General features: G+C 70.0%; 13 protein-coding genes. 9 read left to right on the plus strand and 4 right to left on the minus strand.

Going from position 1 to position 14,789, the window contains the following annotated elements; translation table 11 throughout:
* Nucleotides 1-5: 5 nt before the first annotated feature.
* Both KBZ13_RS07795 and KBZ13_RS07800 read left to right on the plus strand, forming a co-directional pair.
* Nucleotides 6-758: a FecR domain-containing protein gene (locus KBZ13_RS07795; RefSeq protein WP_255007981.1), complete on the plus strand. Its 753-nt coding sequence runs from the start codon at nt 6-8 to the stop codon at nt 756-758.
* Between the two features lie 46 nt (nt 759-804).
* Entirely contained in the window at nt 805-2,697 is a 1,893-nt protein-coding gene (locus tag KBZ13_RS07800) for an adenylate/guanylate cyclase domain-containing protein (RefSeq protein WP_255007983.1), read from the plus strand.
* Here KBZ13_RS07800 and KBZ13_RS07805 read toward each other — a convergent pair.
* On the minus strand, nt 2,645-3,808 hold the full coding sequence (locus KBZ13_RS07805) for an FAD-dependent oxidoreductase (protein WP_255007984.1): 1,164 nt from the start codon (nt 3,806-3,808) through the stop codon (nt 2,645-2,647). The two genes, KBZ13_RS07800 and KBZ13_RS07805, sit on opposite strands and share 53 nt — an antisense overlap.
* On the opposite strand from KBZ13_RS07805, the gene KBZ13_RS07810 reads away from it, so the two are divergent.
* Nucleotides 3,807-4,241 carry a PPC domain-containing DNA-binding protein gene (locus tag KBZ13_RS07810; protein ID WP_255007986.1) on the plus strand — a complete coding sequence of 145 codons (435 nt, stop codon included), beginning with the start codon at nt 3,807-3,809 and terminating at the stop codon, nt 4,239-4,241. The genes KBZ13_RS07805 and KBZ13_RS07810 overlap by 2 nt on opposite strands.
* 32 nt (nt 4,242-4,273) lie before the next feature.
* Nucleotides 4,274-5,755 (plus strand): Asp-tRNA(Asn)/Glu-tRNA(Gln) amidotransferase subunit GatB, encoded by a 1,482-nt coding sequence (gene gatB / locus KBZ13_RS07815; protein WP_255007988.1) that lies wholly within the window; start codon nt 4,274-4,276, stop codon nt 5,753-5,755.
* On the opposite strand, the gene coaE is transcribed toward gatB, so the two are convergent.
* Nucleotides 5,745-6,359: a dephospho-CoA kinase gene (gene coaE / locus KBZ13_RS07820; RefSeq protein WP_255007990.1), complete on the minus strand. Its 615-nt coding sequence runs from the start codon at nt 6,357-6,359 to the stop codon at nt 5,745-5,747. The two genes, gatB and coaE, sit on opposite strands and share 11 nt — an antisense overlap.
* A 93-nt stretch (nt 6,360-6,452) precedes the next feature.
* Between coaE and KBZ13_RS07825 the strand changes: the two genes are divergently transcribed.
* Both KBZ13_RS07825 and argJ read left to right on the plus strand, forming a co-directional pair.
* Nucleotides 6,453-9,161 carry a cyclic nucleotide-binding domain-containing protein gene (locus KBZ13_RS07825; RefSeq protein ID WP_255007991.1) on the plus strand — a complete coding sequence of 903 codons (2,709 nt, stop codon included), beginning with the start codon at nt 6,453-6,455 and terminating at the stop codon, nt 9,159-9,161.
* A 53-nt stretch (nt 9,162-9,214) separates the two neighbouring features.
* The gene (gene argJ, locus KBZ13_RS07830; protein WP_255007992.1) at nt 9,215-10,489 is read left to right on the plus strand and encodes a bifunctional glutamate N-acetyltransferase/amino-acid acetyltransferase ArgJ; all 1,275 of its coding nucleotides are present in this window, start codon (nt 9,215-9,217) and stop codon (nt 10,487-10,489) included.
* A gap of 10 nt (nt 10,490-10,499) precedes the next feature.
* Here argJ and KBZ13_RS07835 read toward each other — a convergent pair whose 3' ends face one another.
* Complete coding sequence (locus KBZ13_RS07835) at nt 10,500-10,712, minus strand: ribbon-helix-helix domain-containing protein (RefSeq protein ID WP_255007993.1); 213 nt, start codon at nt 10,710-10,712, stop codon at nt 10,500-10,502.
* Nucleotides 10,713-10,888: 176 nt separating this feature from the next.
* Here KBZ13_RS07835 and KBZ13_RS07840 point away from each other — a divergent pair, with 176 nt between their 5' ends.
* The 3 genes from KBZ13_RS07840 to KBZ13_RS07850 all read left to right on the plus strand — a co-directional run bounded on the left by KBZ13_RS07840 (nt 10,889) and on the right by KBZ13_RS07850 (nt 13,470).
* Nucleotides 10,889-11,395: a hypothetical protein gene (locus KBZ13_RS07840; RefSeq protein ID WP_255007994.1), complete on the plus strand. Its 507-nt coding sequence runs from the start codon at nt 10,889-10,891 to the stop codon at nt 11,393-11,395.
* 54 nt (nt 11,396-11,449) lie between these two features.
* A complete protein-coding gene (locus KBZ13_RS07845) occupies nt 11,450-11,797 on the plus strand; it encodes a hypothetical protein (RefSeq protein WP_255007995.1) in 348 nt (115 codons plus the stop codon).
* A 68-nt stretch (nt 11,798-11,865) separates the two neighbouring features.
* Complete coding sequence (locus KBZ13_RS07850; RefSeq protein ID WP_261358916.1) at nt 11,866-13,470, plus strand: ABC1 kinase family protein; 1,605 nt, start codon at nt 11,866-11,868, stop codon at nt 13,468-13,470.
* Between the two features lie 6 nt (nt 13,471-13,476).
* On the opposite strand, the gene eno is transcribed toward KBZ13_RS07850, so the two are convergent.
* A complete protein-coding gene (eno, locus tag KBZ13_RS07855) occupies nt 13,477-14,775 on the minus strand; it encodes a phosphopyruvate hydratase (RefSeq protein WP_255007996.1) in 1,299 nt (432 codons plus the stop codon).
* Nucleotides 14,776-14,789 lie beyond the last annotated feature (14 nt).

Genomic DNA, 14,789 nt, shown 5'->3' on the forward strand with positions numbered 1-14,789 from the left:
TGACGATGGTCGCTTCCCTCCGGCGCCGCTCCGCTGGCCTGGGCTCCCTTTCCGCTTCAGGGCTCCTGGTGGGCCTCGCCCTGGCCATGGGCTTGGACGCGGGCACCGGCTCTGCCGCCCGCGCCGCCGATGCCGCCACGGTGCAGGAAATCCTCGATGGCAAGGAGCTCTACATCGACAGCAAGCCGGCACGGGTGAAGGACAAAGCGGCTTCCCCCCAGCAGGTGAGCACCGGCAGCAGCCGCGCCCAGCTGGCCTTCGAGGGGGGTGCCGCCGGCCGCTTGAACCGCTTTTCCCAGCTCAAGCTGGGTGCCAGCTGCTTCCTGCTCGATAAGGGGCAGATCCTGGTCTCCGGCAAGCAGAACGGCTGCACCAAGTCGTCGCGGATGAGCGTGCGCGGCACCAACTACGTGATTGACGTCTCCGAGAGCGGCGACGCCGAACTCTCGGTGCTGGAGGGTTCGGTGGAGGTGGCCCCCAGCCTTGATGGCGAGCCCACCGGGGCCCCCAGCACCACGGTGGAGGCGGGGCAGAAGGTGCAGCTCTCGCCCGTGGGGGTGGTGCTGGCGATCCTGCGTCTGTCGCCTTCGGACTACACCAGCGTTCTGAACGGTCCCCTGTTCTCAGGTTTCAGTTCCTCCCTGCCTGGATTCAGCTCGCTGGAGAGCTACATCCGCAGTTATGTGCCGGGGGTGTCGATTCCATCGGTCCCCTATGCGCCGTCGGTGCCCAGCTTCGGCTTCCCCCGTTTCTTCTGATGGGGGCCTTCGCTGGGGCTTGGCTGCTGACCACTGAGAGGCGGCGATGAAACGCCCCGCCGTGATCGCCCTGGCCTCCGGCGCGATCGTGCTGCTGGTGGGGGGGCTGGGCGGTTGGCCCCTGGGCCCCTGGAAGAGCTGGGAGCGAGGTCTTGAAAACCAGTTGGTGCGCTGGCGGGGCCCGCGCCAACCGCCCAGGTCGGTGATGGTCGTGGCGATCGACGATGCCACCCTGCAGCAGGGGGCCTGGTTCGAGGGCCATGGCGCCATGCCCGATTGGGCCCGGGGCATTGGCACCCTCCCCTGGCCGCGGGCCAGCTATGGCCAACTGGCCAGTCGATTGCTGGAGGCGGGTGCCGATGCGGTGGCCCTCAACGTGGTCTTCGAGGGCTCCAGCAGCCGTGGGTTCGCCGATGACACCGCCCTGGCCCGCTCCCTGGCTTCGCAACGCGGCAAGGTGGCCCTGGCCGCCGAGATGCTCGAGCCCCAGGATGCCCAGGTGGGCAGTGGGCTCACCCTGGTGCGCCCGGAGCGTTTCATGACCCCCGTTGGCGGATCGGGTGCCCTGGGGCTCACCAACACCCTGCCCGCCCAGGCGGGTGATCCCGACCGACACCCGGAGGCCTACGGCCGCAGACTGCTGCCGGCCAATGGCCTCAAGCCCCAGCCTTCCTTGGCGGCCACGTTGCTCCAGCTGGGGGGACGGTCTTCCCGCCAGAACGATCCGGCCATGGCCCTGGATTTTTATGGGCCAGAGGGCAGCTTCACGCGCCTGTCGGCCTGGGAAGTGCTCGATCCGGCCCGCTGGAGCCGCCATCCCCTGCGGGGTTCCCTGAAGAACGCCCTGGTGGTGGTGGGGCCCGTGGTCTCCCAGGGGGAGGCGGGCAACCCCACCCCCTTCGGCAACCTCTCCGGCCTGGAGCTGCTGGCCACCGCCACCGCCAATTCCCTGGCCGGCGATGGCCTGGCCCCCTGGCCCACCACGGCTCCCTGGCGGGCGCTGCTGGCCCTGGCGCCGGTGCTGCTGGTGGCCGCCCTCGGCCTCTGGCGCGGCGGCATCGGCTGGCGCCTCGCCCTCGTGGGCGCCGCCCTGGTGCTGGTGGTCACCGCGGGCTTCTTCGCCCTGCAGCGCAGTCACCGCTGGCTGCCCCTGCTGGCCCCCGCCTCAGGGCTCGTGGTGCTCGGGCTGCTCTATGGCGGCGATGCCTACCTGCAGGAGGAGCGGGAGCGGCGGCGCCTGCGGCGCACCTTCGAGCGCTACGTGGCCCCCAGCGTGGTGGCGGAGATCCTTTCCGATCCCAAGGCGGCCGACGGCATCCTGCGGGGCCGCGTGCTGCGGGTGACGGTGCTGTTCTCGGATCTCAAGGGCTTCACCCAGCTCACCCGCCAGCGCACCCTCGACGGCCAGAGCGAGCTGCTGGTGAGTCAACTGAACGAATACCTGGGCGAGATGGTGGAGGTGATCACGGCCCACGGCGGCACCGTCGACAAGTTCATCGGCGATGCGGTGATGGCGGTGTTTGGCTCGCCCGTGAGCCGCGGCGAGCAGCAGGAGGCCCTGGCGGCGGTGCGCTGCGCCCGGGCGATGCGCGAGGCGCTCGAACGGCTCAACCTGGGTTGGGCCCAGCGCGACATCGAGCCTCTGGGCAACGGCGTCGGGCTGGCCAGCGGCGATGTGGTGGTGGGCCAGATCGGCAGCCCCCGCCGCCTCGATTTCACCGTGATCGGCGACACGGTCAACCTGGCCAGCCGGTTGGAGGGTCTCACCCGCACCCTGGAGGTGCCGGTGCTGTTCGATCAGGTCACCGCAGACCTGGTGCGCGATGAACTGGCGCCCCAATCGAAGGGTTCACCGCCGGTGAAGGGCATGGGGCCCACGCCGGTGTTCACCCTGCCGGAGTCACCGCCGGCATCCCCGCCGCCGGCGCCCGGGGGCTGAAGCGGTCCCAACGGAACGCCTCTAGCAGGCCCCGATCCGCCGCCTGCAGCTCATCCCCCAGCAGCCTGGCCGTGATGAGCTCGGCGGTGATCGCCGCCAGCAGCACGCCGTTGCGGTGGTGGCCGGTGGCCAGCTCCAGGCCTGCGAGCGGGCTCGCCCCCAGCAGGGGCCCCTGGTCGGGGGTGCAGGGGCGAAAGCCCCACCAGCGCTCCATCGGCGGCCACTGAGCCGCCTCCGGCAGCAGGGCGTCGATTCCCGCCTGTAGCTGCCGCTGGCCGGCCGGGGTGAGGCCCTCAGCGAAACCCGCCTCCGGTTCACAGGTGGCGCCCACCACCAGCAGGCCGTCCTCCCTCGCCACCAGGTAGGTGCCGGGGCCGAACACCACCCGTGCCAGGGCCCCGATCGGCCCCTGCAGCGACAGCATCTGTCCTTTGACCGGAAACACCGACAGCTCGCTCAGCAACCGGGCGCTCCAGGCGCCGCAGGCCAGCACGGCCTTGCCACAGCTCAAAAGCTGCTCGTCCCCTTCCGCCCGCCGCAGCCGCACCCCCGTCAGCCGGGGGGCCGTGGCCTGGGCCTCCTGGTGCAGGTCCAGCACCTCGGCGCCCTCCTGGAAGGCCACCCCGTGGGCGCTGCAGGCGCGTTCGAGGGCCCGCATCAGCTGGCGGCGGTTGTCGATCTGGCCGTCCTGCTCGAACAGCAGGGCCGCCTGGAAGCCAGGCCCGATGCCGGGGATCTCGCGCTCGAGGTCGGGGCGATCCAATGGCGTGCCCAGGCTGGCGGTGGGATAGGCGTCCCGCTCGGTGGCGCTGGCGAACGGCACCACGATCCCGCAGGGCCGCAGGCCGCAGCTCAGGCCGCTGTCGGCTTCGATCTGCTCCACCCAAGCCGGAATGGCCTCCAGGCTGCGCTGGCCCAACGCCAGCAGGGCCCCCGAGAGCCCTTCCGCATGGGGCGCCAGCATCCCCGCCGCCACGAAGCCCGCCGCCTCGCTGCGGCTCCGGCTCAGCACGGTCACCGCCTGGCCGCGGCGGGCTAGCTGGTGGGCGATCGCCAGCCCCATCAGGCCGCCCCCCAGGATCAGGATCGGTTCGCCTGTGGCCCCAGTCATGACGACAACCTATCCACCCGGATCAGCGGCGCCGACAGGGCTGCTCAGCCTGCGGCTGTCGCCGGGGGCCGACCTGCGCGGGGCTCTGGAGGCCCTGGTGAACGAACGCGCCATCGCCGCCGCCTGGGTGGCCTCGGCCATCGGCAGCCTCCAGGGGCTGGTGTTCCGCCCCGCCGGCAGCGACCGGGTTCTGGAGCTGGAGGGCCCCTGGGAACTGCTCAGCCTCCAGGGCAGCCTCGGCCCCGGCGGCGTTCACCTGCATCTCACAGCCGCCGATCAGGGCGGCCACTGCCGCGGCGGCCATCTGCTGGCGGGCAACGTCATCCGCACCACCGCCGAGATCGCCCTGCTGCTGCCGCTGGCGGTGCGCTTCGAGCGCCAGCTCGATGCCCTCAGCGGTTACCGGGAGCTGACGTTTGAGGCCGCTGCCTAGGATCGCCCCCTCAGCCAAGGGAGTGAAGCGGTATGGCGTCGGCGATCGGCCACGGGAGCTGGGAGGCCGTGATCGGCCTGGAAACCCATGTGCAGCTGGCCACCGCCAGCAAGATCTTCTCGGCCGCCTCCACCAACTTCGGCGATGACCCCAACACCCATATCGATCCGGTGGTGCTGGGGCTGCCCGGCACCCTGCCGGTGTTGAACCAGAAGGTGCTGGAGTACGCGGTCAAGGCCTCGCTGGCACTCAATTTGCAGGTGGCCGAGCACTGCAAGTTCGACCGCAAGCAGTACTTCTACCCCGACCTGCCCAAGAACTTTCAGATCTCCCAGTTCGATCAGCCGATCGCCGAGAACGGCTGGATCGAGGTGGAGGTGGCCGAAAAGGGCAAGGACACTTACACCAAGCGCATCGGCATCGAGCGCCTGCACATGGAAGAGGATGCCGGCAAGCTCGTGCACGCCGGCAGCGACCGCCTGGCGGGCTCCACCCACTCGTTGGTGGACTACAACCGCGCCGGTGTGGCCCTGGCGGAGATCGTCTCCAAGCCGGATCTGCGCACGGGCCGCGAGGCGGCTGAGTATGCCTCCGAGATCCGCCGGATCATGCGCTACCTCGGTGTCTCCGACGGCAACATGCAGGAGGGCTCCCTGCGCTGCGACGTCAACATCTCCGTGCGCCGCGGGCCCGATGAACCCTTCGGGGTGAAGGTGGAGATCAAGAACATGAACTCCTTCTCGGCGATCCAGAAGGCCTGCGATCACGAGATCGAACGCCAGATCAAAGCAATCGAGGCCGGGGAGCCGATCTTCCAGGAAACCCGCCTCTGGGATGAGGGCAAACAGCTCACCAAGAGCATGCGCAGCAAGGAGGGCAGCAGCGACTACCGCTACTTCCCCGAACCCGATCTCGGCCCGATCGAGGTGACGCCCCAGCGGCGTGAAGCCTGGCGCGCCGAATTGCCGGAGCTGCCGGCCGCCAAGCGCCACCGCTACGCCGAACAGCTGGGGCTCTCGATCTACGACGCCCGCGTGCTCACCGATGAGCGGCCGATGGCGGAGTACTTCGAGGCCGCGGTGGCGGCCGGCGCCGACCCCAAGGGGGCGGCCAACTGGATCACCGGCGACATCGCCGCCCATGTCAACGCCAACCGCCTCGCCTACGGCGAAATGCTCCTGCGGCCCCAGCAGCTCGCGGAGCTGGTGCAACTGATCGAGGGCGGCACGATCAGCGGCAAGATCGCCAAGGAGATCCTGCCGGAGCTGTTGGAGCAAGGCGGCTCCCCCGCCGCGATCGTCGAGGAACGGGGCCTGGGGATGATCAGCGACCCGGCGGCGATCACGGCGATTGTCGAGGAGCTGCTGGCGGCCCACCCGGCTGAGGTGGAGGCGTTCCGTGGCGGCAAGACCAAGCTCCAGGGCTTTTTTATAGGTCAGCTGATGCAGCGCACCGCCGGCAAGGCCGACCCGAAGCTGGCCAACCAGGTGCTCGTGGCCAAGCTCAAGGGCTGAGGGCCAGGGCCCGCTGCACCTGAACCTCCAGGCCCTCGGGCGCGCCCCGGTTGTCGATCAGCACATCGGCGCGGGCCCGTTTGCGTTCCAGGGGCCACTGGGCCGCCAGGCGGGCCTCGGCTTCCGCCCGGCTGAAGCCATCGCGGGTCATCAGCCGCTCCCGTTGCTCCTCAGGGTCGCAGTCCACCAGCCAGATTTCACTGCACAGCCCCTCCAGCCCGGCCTCGAACAGCAACGGGACCATCAGCACCACCACGGGCTCGGCTACCAGCCGCGCCAGTTCGGCCTCGAATCTCGCCCGCACCGCCGGGTGGACAAGGCCCTCGAGCCAGGTCCGCTCAGCGGAATCGGCGAACACGATCCTCCCCAGGGCAGCGCGGTCCACCTGCACTGGGTTCCCCCCGGCCACCAGGTCTCCGTAGCGCTCCGCCACGGCCCGGGCGCCCGGGCTGCCGGGGGCCAGGGCCTCGCGGGCGAAGGCGTCGGCATCGAGCAGCGGCAGGCCGTGCCGTTCGATCAGCAGGCGCCCCACCGTGCTCTTGCCGCTGGCGATGCCGCCGGTCAGGCCGATGCGGCGTTGGCGGCTGGAACCCGAGGCAGACATGGAGGGGCGAAAGGGATGGCGGGGTGAACGTCATCATCAACTCGACAGGCCCCGAGGGCATCGGTAGGGTCCAATCCGCCGACGGCTTGCGCCTTGCAACTGTTCAGTGCCTGGTCGGAGCGTCAGGCCCATCTCACCCGCTGGGTGCTGCTGCTGGGCTGGCTGGGGTTGATCGTCTCGCTGCTGATCCCGAACGTCGATCCCTGGCCGTTCAACATCAACCACTGCGGCCAGCTCCTGGAATGCCACACCCATGAGGGCAACCAGATCTTCTGGGGCCTGGTGGTGCCCAGCGGTCTGCTGACCCTGGTGGTGTTGAGCCATGAGCTCTGGCGCCGGATCTGCCCCTTGGCGTTCATCTCCCAGCTGTTCCGGGCCCTGCACTGGCAGCGCACCGTGGCCGGCAAGGGCAGCCGTAGGGAGGTGGTGAAGATCGAGGCCAACTCCTGGCTGGGCCAACACCACGTGCAGTTGCAGTGGAGCCTGTTCATCGCCGGCCTCAGCCTCCGTCTGTTGGTGGTCAACAGCAGCACCGTGGGCCTGGGTCTGTTCCTGCTGCTCACGGTGGCGGCGGCCCTGGTGGTGGGCTGGGCCTATGGCGGCAAGGCCTGGTGCCAGTACTTCTGCCCGATGGCGCCGGTGCAGACCGTGGTCACGGGCCAGCGCAGCCTGCTGGGAAGCCCCGCCCACATGGACACCAGCTCCAAGATCACCCAGTCGATGTGCCGCACCTACGGCGACAAGGGCAAGCTCCAGAGCGCCTGTGTGGCCTGCCAGGCCCCCTGCATCGACATCGATTCGGAACGGGCCTACTGGCAGACCTTCAGCGCCAAGCGTGGCCTCGACTGGGCCTGGTTGTCCTATCCCGGCTTGGTGCTGGGCTTTTTCCTGCTCATCCGCGCCGAGTCCCGCGAGGGCGTCGATTACCTGCGCACGGGCCTGTGGGCCTACGACGCCCGCCATGTTGATGCGATCCTTCAGCCCCTGCAGTTGTGGGGCTTGAACACGCTGCTGCCGCGGCTGATCTCCCTGCCGGCGCTGCTGGTGCTGGCGGCTGTCCTCTCGGTGCTGATCTTCTCCTGGCTGCAACGGCAGCTGGAACGCCGGCTGGCGGCCCTCGGGGAGCGGGCCGCCGATGTGGCCCGGCAGCGCACCCGCCTGCTGGCCAGCTTCCTGGCGGTGAACGTCTTCTTCTGGTTTGCTGATCCCTCCCTGGGGGCGTTGGGGGGCAAGGGCGGCCAGCTCATCCGCTCCGTGGTGCTGATCGCCAGCGGCATGTGGCTCTACCGCGGCTGGTCCCGGGACAAGGCCACCTACACCCGCGAGAGCACCAGCGCCAGCCTGCGCAAGCAGCTCGAGAAGCTCATGCCCGAGCTGGACGCCTTGCTTGAGGGGCGCTCGCTCCAGGAGCTCAGCGCCAACGAGGTGTTCACCCTCGCCAAGGTGCTGCCGGTCCAGATCAGCGCCACCAAGCGCGGCATCTACCGGGAGGTGATGTCCGACCTGTTCGACACCGGCCGACTGGACCGGGCCGCGGCCCTGGTGCAGTTGGAGGAGCTGCGCCAATCCCTGGGGCTGGTGGAGGAGGACCACCACGCCGCCGTGCGCGAACTGGCGATCACCGACCCGCGCATCCTGCAGCTGGACTACCGCCAGAGGGAGATCCGTGGCCTGCGCCAGGAGGCCGCCGCCGAGGCGATCGAAGATCTGCTCGAGGCCAGCCGCAGCCTCGACCTCAGTGCCGCCCTCGCCTCCCCCAGCCATCAGGAGGGCCTGGAGCGCATCCGCGCTGAATTCGTGCTCGATGAGGCCAGCTGGGGGGAGCTGCTGGCCCGTTTTGGCCCCACCTCGGCCTTCTCCCGCCAGCGCCTCGAGGAGGAATGGGAGGAGCTGCGCGCCCAGCTTGCGGCCCGCATCAGCCTGGAGCAGGCCACCGCCAGCGATCCTCTGATCCGCCCTTTGCTGCCGGTGATCGACCGACGCCTCACCAGCCTGTTCGTGATCATCTGGCCCGGTCTTGCACATTTCAGCGACGACGACCCCTTGGTGCGGCGTTTCGCGGCGCTGCTGCCCCTGGCGCCGCCGTTGGTGTTGAGCCAGCTCAGGCGCAGGGAGCAGCGCCTGGTGATGGAGCCAGGGGAGGGCTCCATCAACCTGGAGCCCTTGCCCGATCCCTCCGATGCCCTCGAAGCCCTCTGGCGCGATCCCGATCCCGACACCGCCCTGTGGGTGCTGTGGGTGCAGGACCGGCGCGCGCCGGAGCGGGCCGCCGCCCTGCGCCGGCAGCCGCGGGTGGGTCTGCCGGACAGCCCGGCCCTGCGCCAGTTGCTGGCGGGGGTGGATGTGCCCCACAGCGATCGGCTCACCCAGCTGCTCCAGGTCCCCCTGGGGGCCGACCTCTCCCCGGCGGCCCTGTTCAGCATGTTGCGCTGGGGAGACCAGCGGCGGCTCGAGCCCGGTGAGGCTCTGTTCAGCGTCGGCGATCAACCCGACATCGTCGCGATCCTGCTGGAGGGCAGCTGTGAGGTCTACCGCGACGACGGAGTGGGGAATCCGATGGCCCTGATGGCCCAGATCCGCGTGGGCGAGCCGATCGGCGAGGTGGCTTTCTTCACCGATCATCCCCGCCGGGCCGAGGTGCGCGCCGGCGCCGAACCCGCGACGGTGCTGGTGTTCACCGCGTCCCATTTCGAAGAGCTGCTGTCGCAATCGACCGAGTTCAGCCGCAGCCTGCTGGAGCAGCTGTCGGTTCGGCTGGAAGATCTCTACGCCAAGGTGGGCCCGGCCAGCGTGTACCGCTGAGGGCGCGGCCTGCGCCCCCGCCCTGGCGTTGAACGGGCCGCCGCCCCGGCAGGATGCACCCAGAGCGATCCCTCGCCTTGACCCTTCCGACCCCCTGGCAGCCCATCGCCGGTGGCATCACCGCTCCGGCGGGCTTCCTCGCCGCCGGCGCCACCGCTGGCCTCAAAGCCTCCGGCAAGAGCGACCTCTCCCTGCTGCTGGCGCCCGTTGGGGCCGTTTGCGCCGGCAGCTTCACCACCAACCGGGTGCGGGCCGCCTGTGTGGACCTCTGCGCCGAACGGCTGGCCGCCAGCGGTGGCCGCGCCCGGGCGGTGCTCACCAACTCAGGCCAGGCCAATGCCTGCACCGGATCACGGGGCCTGGCCGACAGCCTGACGGCTACGGCCGAACTGGCCCATCGCCTGGGTCTGGCCGCCGAGGAGGTGCTGATCTGCTCCACCGGCGTGATCGGGGTGCCGATCCCGATCGACACCCTGGTGGCGGGCCTCGATCCCCTGGTGGCGGCCCTGGGCCCCGAGGGGGGCGCCGCCGCCGCCACGGCGATCCTCACCACCGACCTGACGAACAAGCAGATCGCCCTGGAGGCCCACCTGGGTGGCCGGCGGGTGCGCCTCGGCGGCATGGCCAAGGGCTCCGGGATGATCCACCCCCAGATGGCCACGATGCTGGGCTATCTCACGTGCGATGCGGGTGTGCCGGCGGAGTTGTGGCGCGCCATGGTGCAGCGGGCGGTGGAGCGCTCCTTCAACGCGATCACGGTGGACGGCGACACCAGCACCAACGACACGTTCCTGGCCTTTGCCGCCGGTGCGCCCCTGCCACCGGAGCACTTCGAGGCGCTGGAGGCCGGCCTGACGGCGGTGTCGCAGCACCTGGCCCAAGCGATTGCCCGTGATGGTGAGGGGGCCACCTGCCTGATCGAGGTGCGGGTGGAGGGTGCCGCCAGCGACGCCGACGCCCGCGCCATCGCCCGCACCGTCTGCGGCTCGTCGCTGGTGAAATGCGCCGTCCACGGCCGCGACCCCAACTGGGGCCGGATCGTGGCCGCGGCGGGCCGGGCCGGGGCGGCCTTCGATCCGGAGGCGGTGGCCCTCTGGCTCGGGGAGCACCAACTGATGGCGGCGGGTCAGCCCCTGGTGTTCGATCGACCGGGGGCCTCCAGCTATCTCAAGGCCCGTGCCGAAGGTGACTACCTGGGCGGCACGGGCCCCGGCGGCGACACGGTGCTCATTCGGCTGCGGGTGGGGGAGGGGTCCGGCACGGGCATCGCCTGGGGCTGTGACCTATCGGATCAATACGTGCGCATCAACGCCGACTACACCACCTGAGCGGGTTGAATCACTCCGAAGACTGCTTCTCGCTGAGGATCGCGTGGCAGTTCGGCTCGTTGGAGATGGCCCACTCGAGCAGGTAGGCAGCGAGATTGCTCAGGGAACGTCCCTGTTCGCGCGAGATGGCGATCAGTCGTTCGTTGACGCTTTCGGGGATCGTGATGCTGATGCGCGCGGGTGCCTTGAACTGGGTGTTGTGTCCGACCCGCGATTTCGCCACAACCACCCCCATTTGTCTTGGACTGAGCGTAGGTTGCCCGGTCTCGTTTGGATCCCTGGCGCCAGGGCCGGATCCCCGCCACTGACCTTCATCTTGAAGGGCTGAGAGATCCGCCTGGGGCAGGATGGGTCGGCGCACCGCTGCCCCCCGCACCGCCGCCCCACCGCCCTATGCCCATGGCCCAGGCCAGTGCCGCCCCCACCCGTGCCGCCCGCCCCGGGAACCCCTGGAGTGGTCCCCTGGTGATCGGGCTCGGCTTCGCCCTGGGGTTCGGCCTCACCCAGCGGTTGCAGGTCCTGGACGGGACCCCTTCGATCGACCTGGGCCACCGTTTCGACGCACAGCCCTTGCCCGGCATCAGCCTGGAGAGCCTGAGGATGCGCTACGGCGCCCAGAATGAATCCCTGCGCGGGGATCCCAACCCGCCCGCGAAAACAGACCCCGCAGACCAGCTGCCTGAGCCGCTGCCGGGGGCGGAGCCCGACAGCAACGGCGCCCCCGATCCCCTCGCGCCCACGGAGAGCGCCGCCCCGACGGCCCCATCACAGCCCCCGAAGGCCAAGCCACAGCCCCCGAGTGCCAAGCCACAGCCCCGGAGTGCCGACGACGGCGCCCTCGACCCGCTGCCCCCTCTGGACGCACCAGCGCCCCCCGTTCTGCCCGAGGCGACTCCCGCCCGCTAGATCCCCGCCGGGGATTCCGATCTGCCACAGTTTGGCCAGCACAGCAGGCCCAGGATGAGCGCCCCGCAATCCCTGCTTCAAGCCGCCGTCAATCGGCTCTCGGCGCGCCTCCAGAGCGGCGTGGCCGAGGCCCTGTCCGCCCTGACCAGCCTGGCGGAGCTGGCGCCCGAGCGTCTGCAACAGGAATGGAGCTTGTTCGTCGAGGAGGTGGAGCAGGAGGCCGAGCGCCTGGAACGGGGTGAAACGGCGCCCTCTGATGCCACTCCCGGTGCCGCAGCCCCACCTGCGGACATTGGGGTCCAGGGCCAGTCCTCCGGTGCCAGCCCGAACCCCCAGGATCAGATCGATGCCCTGCGGGCCCAGGTGGCCGGGCTCGCCTCGCGGCTCGAGGATCAGCCTTGATCGGCCCTTTGCGGCGCCGGCTGCGGGAACTGGCCCGCAGCGTTCAGGTGTGGTGGGTGGTGGTGGCGATGGTGGTGGGCCTCTGGTGGGACGGGGCCGCCTGGAGCTATCCCGGTGGTGTCACCGAGGAAGGCCGCGCCCAGCGCCAACGACAACGGGCCCGCTGGCTCACGGCCCGTCTGCTCGATCTGGGGGCGGCCTTCATCAAGCTCGGTCAGCTGCTCTCCGCTCGCCCGGATGTGCTGCCCGCTGGCTATGTGGAGGAGCTGGCGCATCTCCAGGACAAGGTGCCGGCCTTCCCCTTCGCCGTGGCCCAGGGCCTGCTGGAGCAGGAATTGGGGGAGCGTTGCGCCGAGATCATCGATCTGGAGGCTGAGCCCCTGGGCGCCGCCAGCCTCGCCCAGGTGCACCGGGCCAGCCTGCGCAGCGGCCGGCAGGTGGTGTTCAAGATCCAGCGCCCCGGCCTGGAACGCCTCTTCCGCCTCGATCTCGACATCCTCCAGCAGGTGGCTGCGTTGTTCCAGCGCCATCCCCGTTGGGGGGAAGGCCGCGACTGGGTGGGCATCGCCCAGGAATGCCGCCGGGTGCTGATCCGCGAGCTGGACTTCCGCACCGAGGCCGAACATGCGGCCCGCTTCCGCCAACAGTTCCTCGATGATCCGCTCATCCGTGTGCCGGCGGTGGTCTGGGAACTGAGCACCCGCCGGGTGCTCTGCCTCGACTACCTGCCCGGCATCAAGATCACCGACCGTGCGGCCCTGATCGAGGCCGGCATCGATCCGGCCGCCGTGGCCGAGCGGGGGGCGGCCAGTTACCTGCAGCAACTGGTGCGCTACGGGTTCTTCCACGCCGACCCCCATCCGGGGAATCTGGCGGTGGCGGCCGATGGCGCCCTCATCTACTACGACTTCGGGATGATGGGTCAGATCTCCCAGCGGCTGCGCAGCCGCCTGGGGCGCATGGTGCGGGCCGCCGCCGCCCGCGATGCCTCCGGCCTGGTGGAGGAGTTGCAGGCGGCCGGGGTGATCGCCCAGGGCATCGATCAGGGGCCCGTGCGCCGGCTGGTGCGGGTGATGCTCAACGACGCCCTGACGCCGCCCTTCTCCAGCAACGTGATCGAGAAGCTCTCGGGGGATCTCTATGACCTGGTCTATGGCCAGCCGTTCCGCCTGCCGGTGGAGCTGATCTTCGTTATGCGGGCCCTCTCGACCTTCGAGGGGGTGGGCCGCAGCCTCGATCCGGCCTTTAGCCTGGTGGCGATTGCCCGCCCCTACCTGCTGCCTCTGATGTCCGCCAGCGGTAACGGTCCCAACGACTTCATCAACGAACTCGGTCGCCAGGCGGCCGAGGTGGGCAGCCGTGCCCTCGGCATCCCCCGGCGCCTGGAGGAGAGCCTGGCCCGCGTCGAGCAAGGCGATCTGCAGGTGCAGATTCGCGCCGGTGAAACCGACCGGCTGCTGCGGCGGTTGGCGGTCAGTCAGCAACTGGCCAGTCAGTCGGTGTTGCTGGGGGCCCTGGTGGTGGCCGCTTCCCTGCTGGCCAGCAGTGGTCGGCCGCTGCTCTCGGCCCTTCCCCTGCTGGCGGGTGTTCCCGTGGGGGTCGGCTGGATCAAGCTCCAGGCGAAGCTGCGCCGTGACAGCCGCCTGGAGCAGCTCCCCGGCACCCGCAGCTGAGCTGGATCAGGCCTTGCCTCTCGGGCCCCGGTCTTCGACACCGGCGTAGATCGCCTGGCTGCCCAGTTCGTCTTCGATGCGCAGCAGGCGGTTGTATTTGGCGACCCGCTCGCTGCGGCTGAGGGAGCCGGTCTTGATCTGGCCGGCGCGGGTGGCCACCGCCAGGTCGGCGATTGTTGTGTCCTCGGTTTCGCCGCTGCGGTGGCTGATCACGCTCGTGTAGCCGGCCCGGCCGGCCAGGTCGATCGCCTGGAGGGTTTCGGTGAGGGAGCCGATCTGGTTGACCTTGATCAGGATCGAATTGGCGATCCCCTGCTCGATGCCCCGCTGCAGGCGGCTGGTGTTGGTCACGAACAGGTCGTCGCCCACCAGCTGCACGCGGCTCCCCAGCCGCTCGGTGAGCAGGGCCCAGCCCTCCCAGTCGTCCTCGGCGAGGCCATCCTCGATCGAGACGATCGGGTAGCGGCTGACCATTGCCTCCAGCTGATCCACCAGCTCGGCGCTGGTGTAGCTGCCACCGCCGAAGGCGTAGCGGCCGTCCTTGAAAAACTCGGTGCTGGCCACATCCAGGGCCAGGGAGATCTGATCCCCGGGCCGATAGCCCGCCTTCTCGATCGCCGCCACCAGCAGATCACCGCCGGCGTCATTGCTGGTCAGGTCGGGGGCGAAGCCCCCTTCATCGCCCACGGCGGTGGAGAGCCCCTGCTCGGCCAGCAGACCCTTGAGCGTGTGGAACACCTCGGCGCCCATGCGCAAGGCCTCCCTGAAGCTGGAGGCGCCGTGGGGCACCACCATGAATTCCTGGAAATCCAGGTTGTTGGCGGCGTGGGCGCCTCCGTTGATCACGTTCATCAGCGGCACCGGCAACAGGGTGGCCATCGGCCCCCCCAGGTAGCGGTAGAGGGGCAGGCCGACCCCCTCGGCCGCCGCCCGGGCCACCGCCAAGCTGACCGCGAGGATCGCGTTGGCCCCGAGGGCGGATTTGTTGTCGCTGCCGTCCAGTTCGATCAGGGCGGCATCCACGGTGCCCTGGTCGGTGGCGCTGAGGCCGCAGAGGGCCGGCGCGATCTTTTCTTCGATGTTGGTCACCGCCTTGGTGACTCCCTTGCCGAAGTAGCGGCTGGGATCCCCGTCCCGGAGCTCGTGGGCCTCGTGGGCGCCGGTGCTGGCGCCGCTGGGCACGATCGCCATCCCGCGGGCGCCCCCTTCGAGCAGCACCTCCGCTTCCACCGTCGGGGTGCCACGGGAATCCAGCACCTCGCGGGCCACCACGCTGTCGATGACGAGATCGAGGGAATCGAACACGAAAGGCTGTCGTT

The sequence above is a fragment of the Cyanobium sp. ATX 6F1 genome (assembly GCF_024346315.1).
Taxonomy (GTDB): domain Bacteria; phylum Cyanobacteriota; class Cyanobacteriia; order PCC-6307; family Cyanobiaceae; genus ATX-6F1.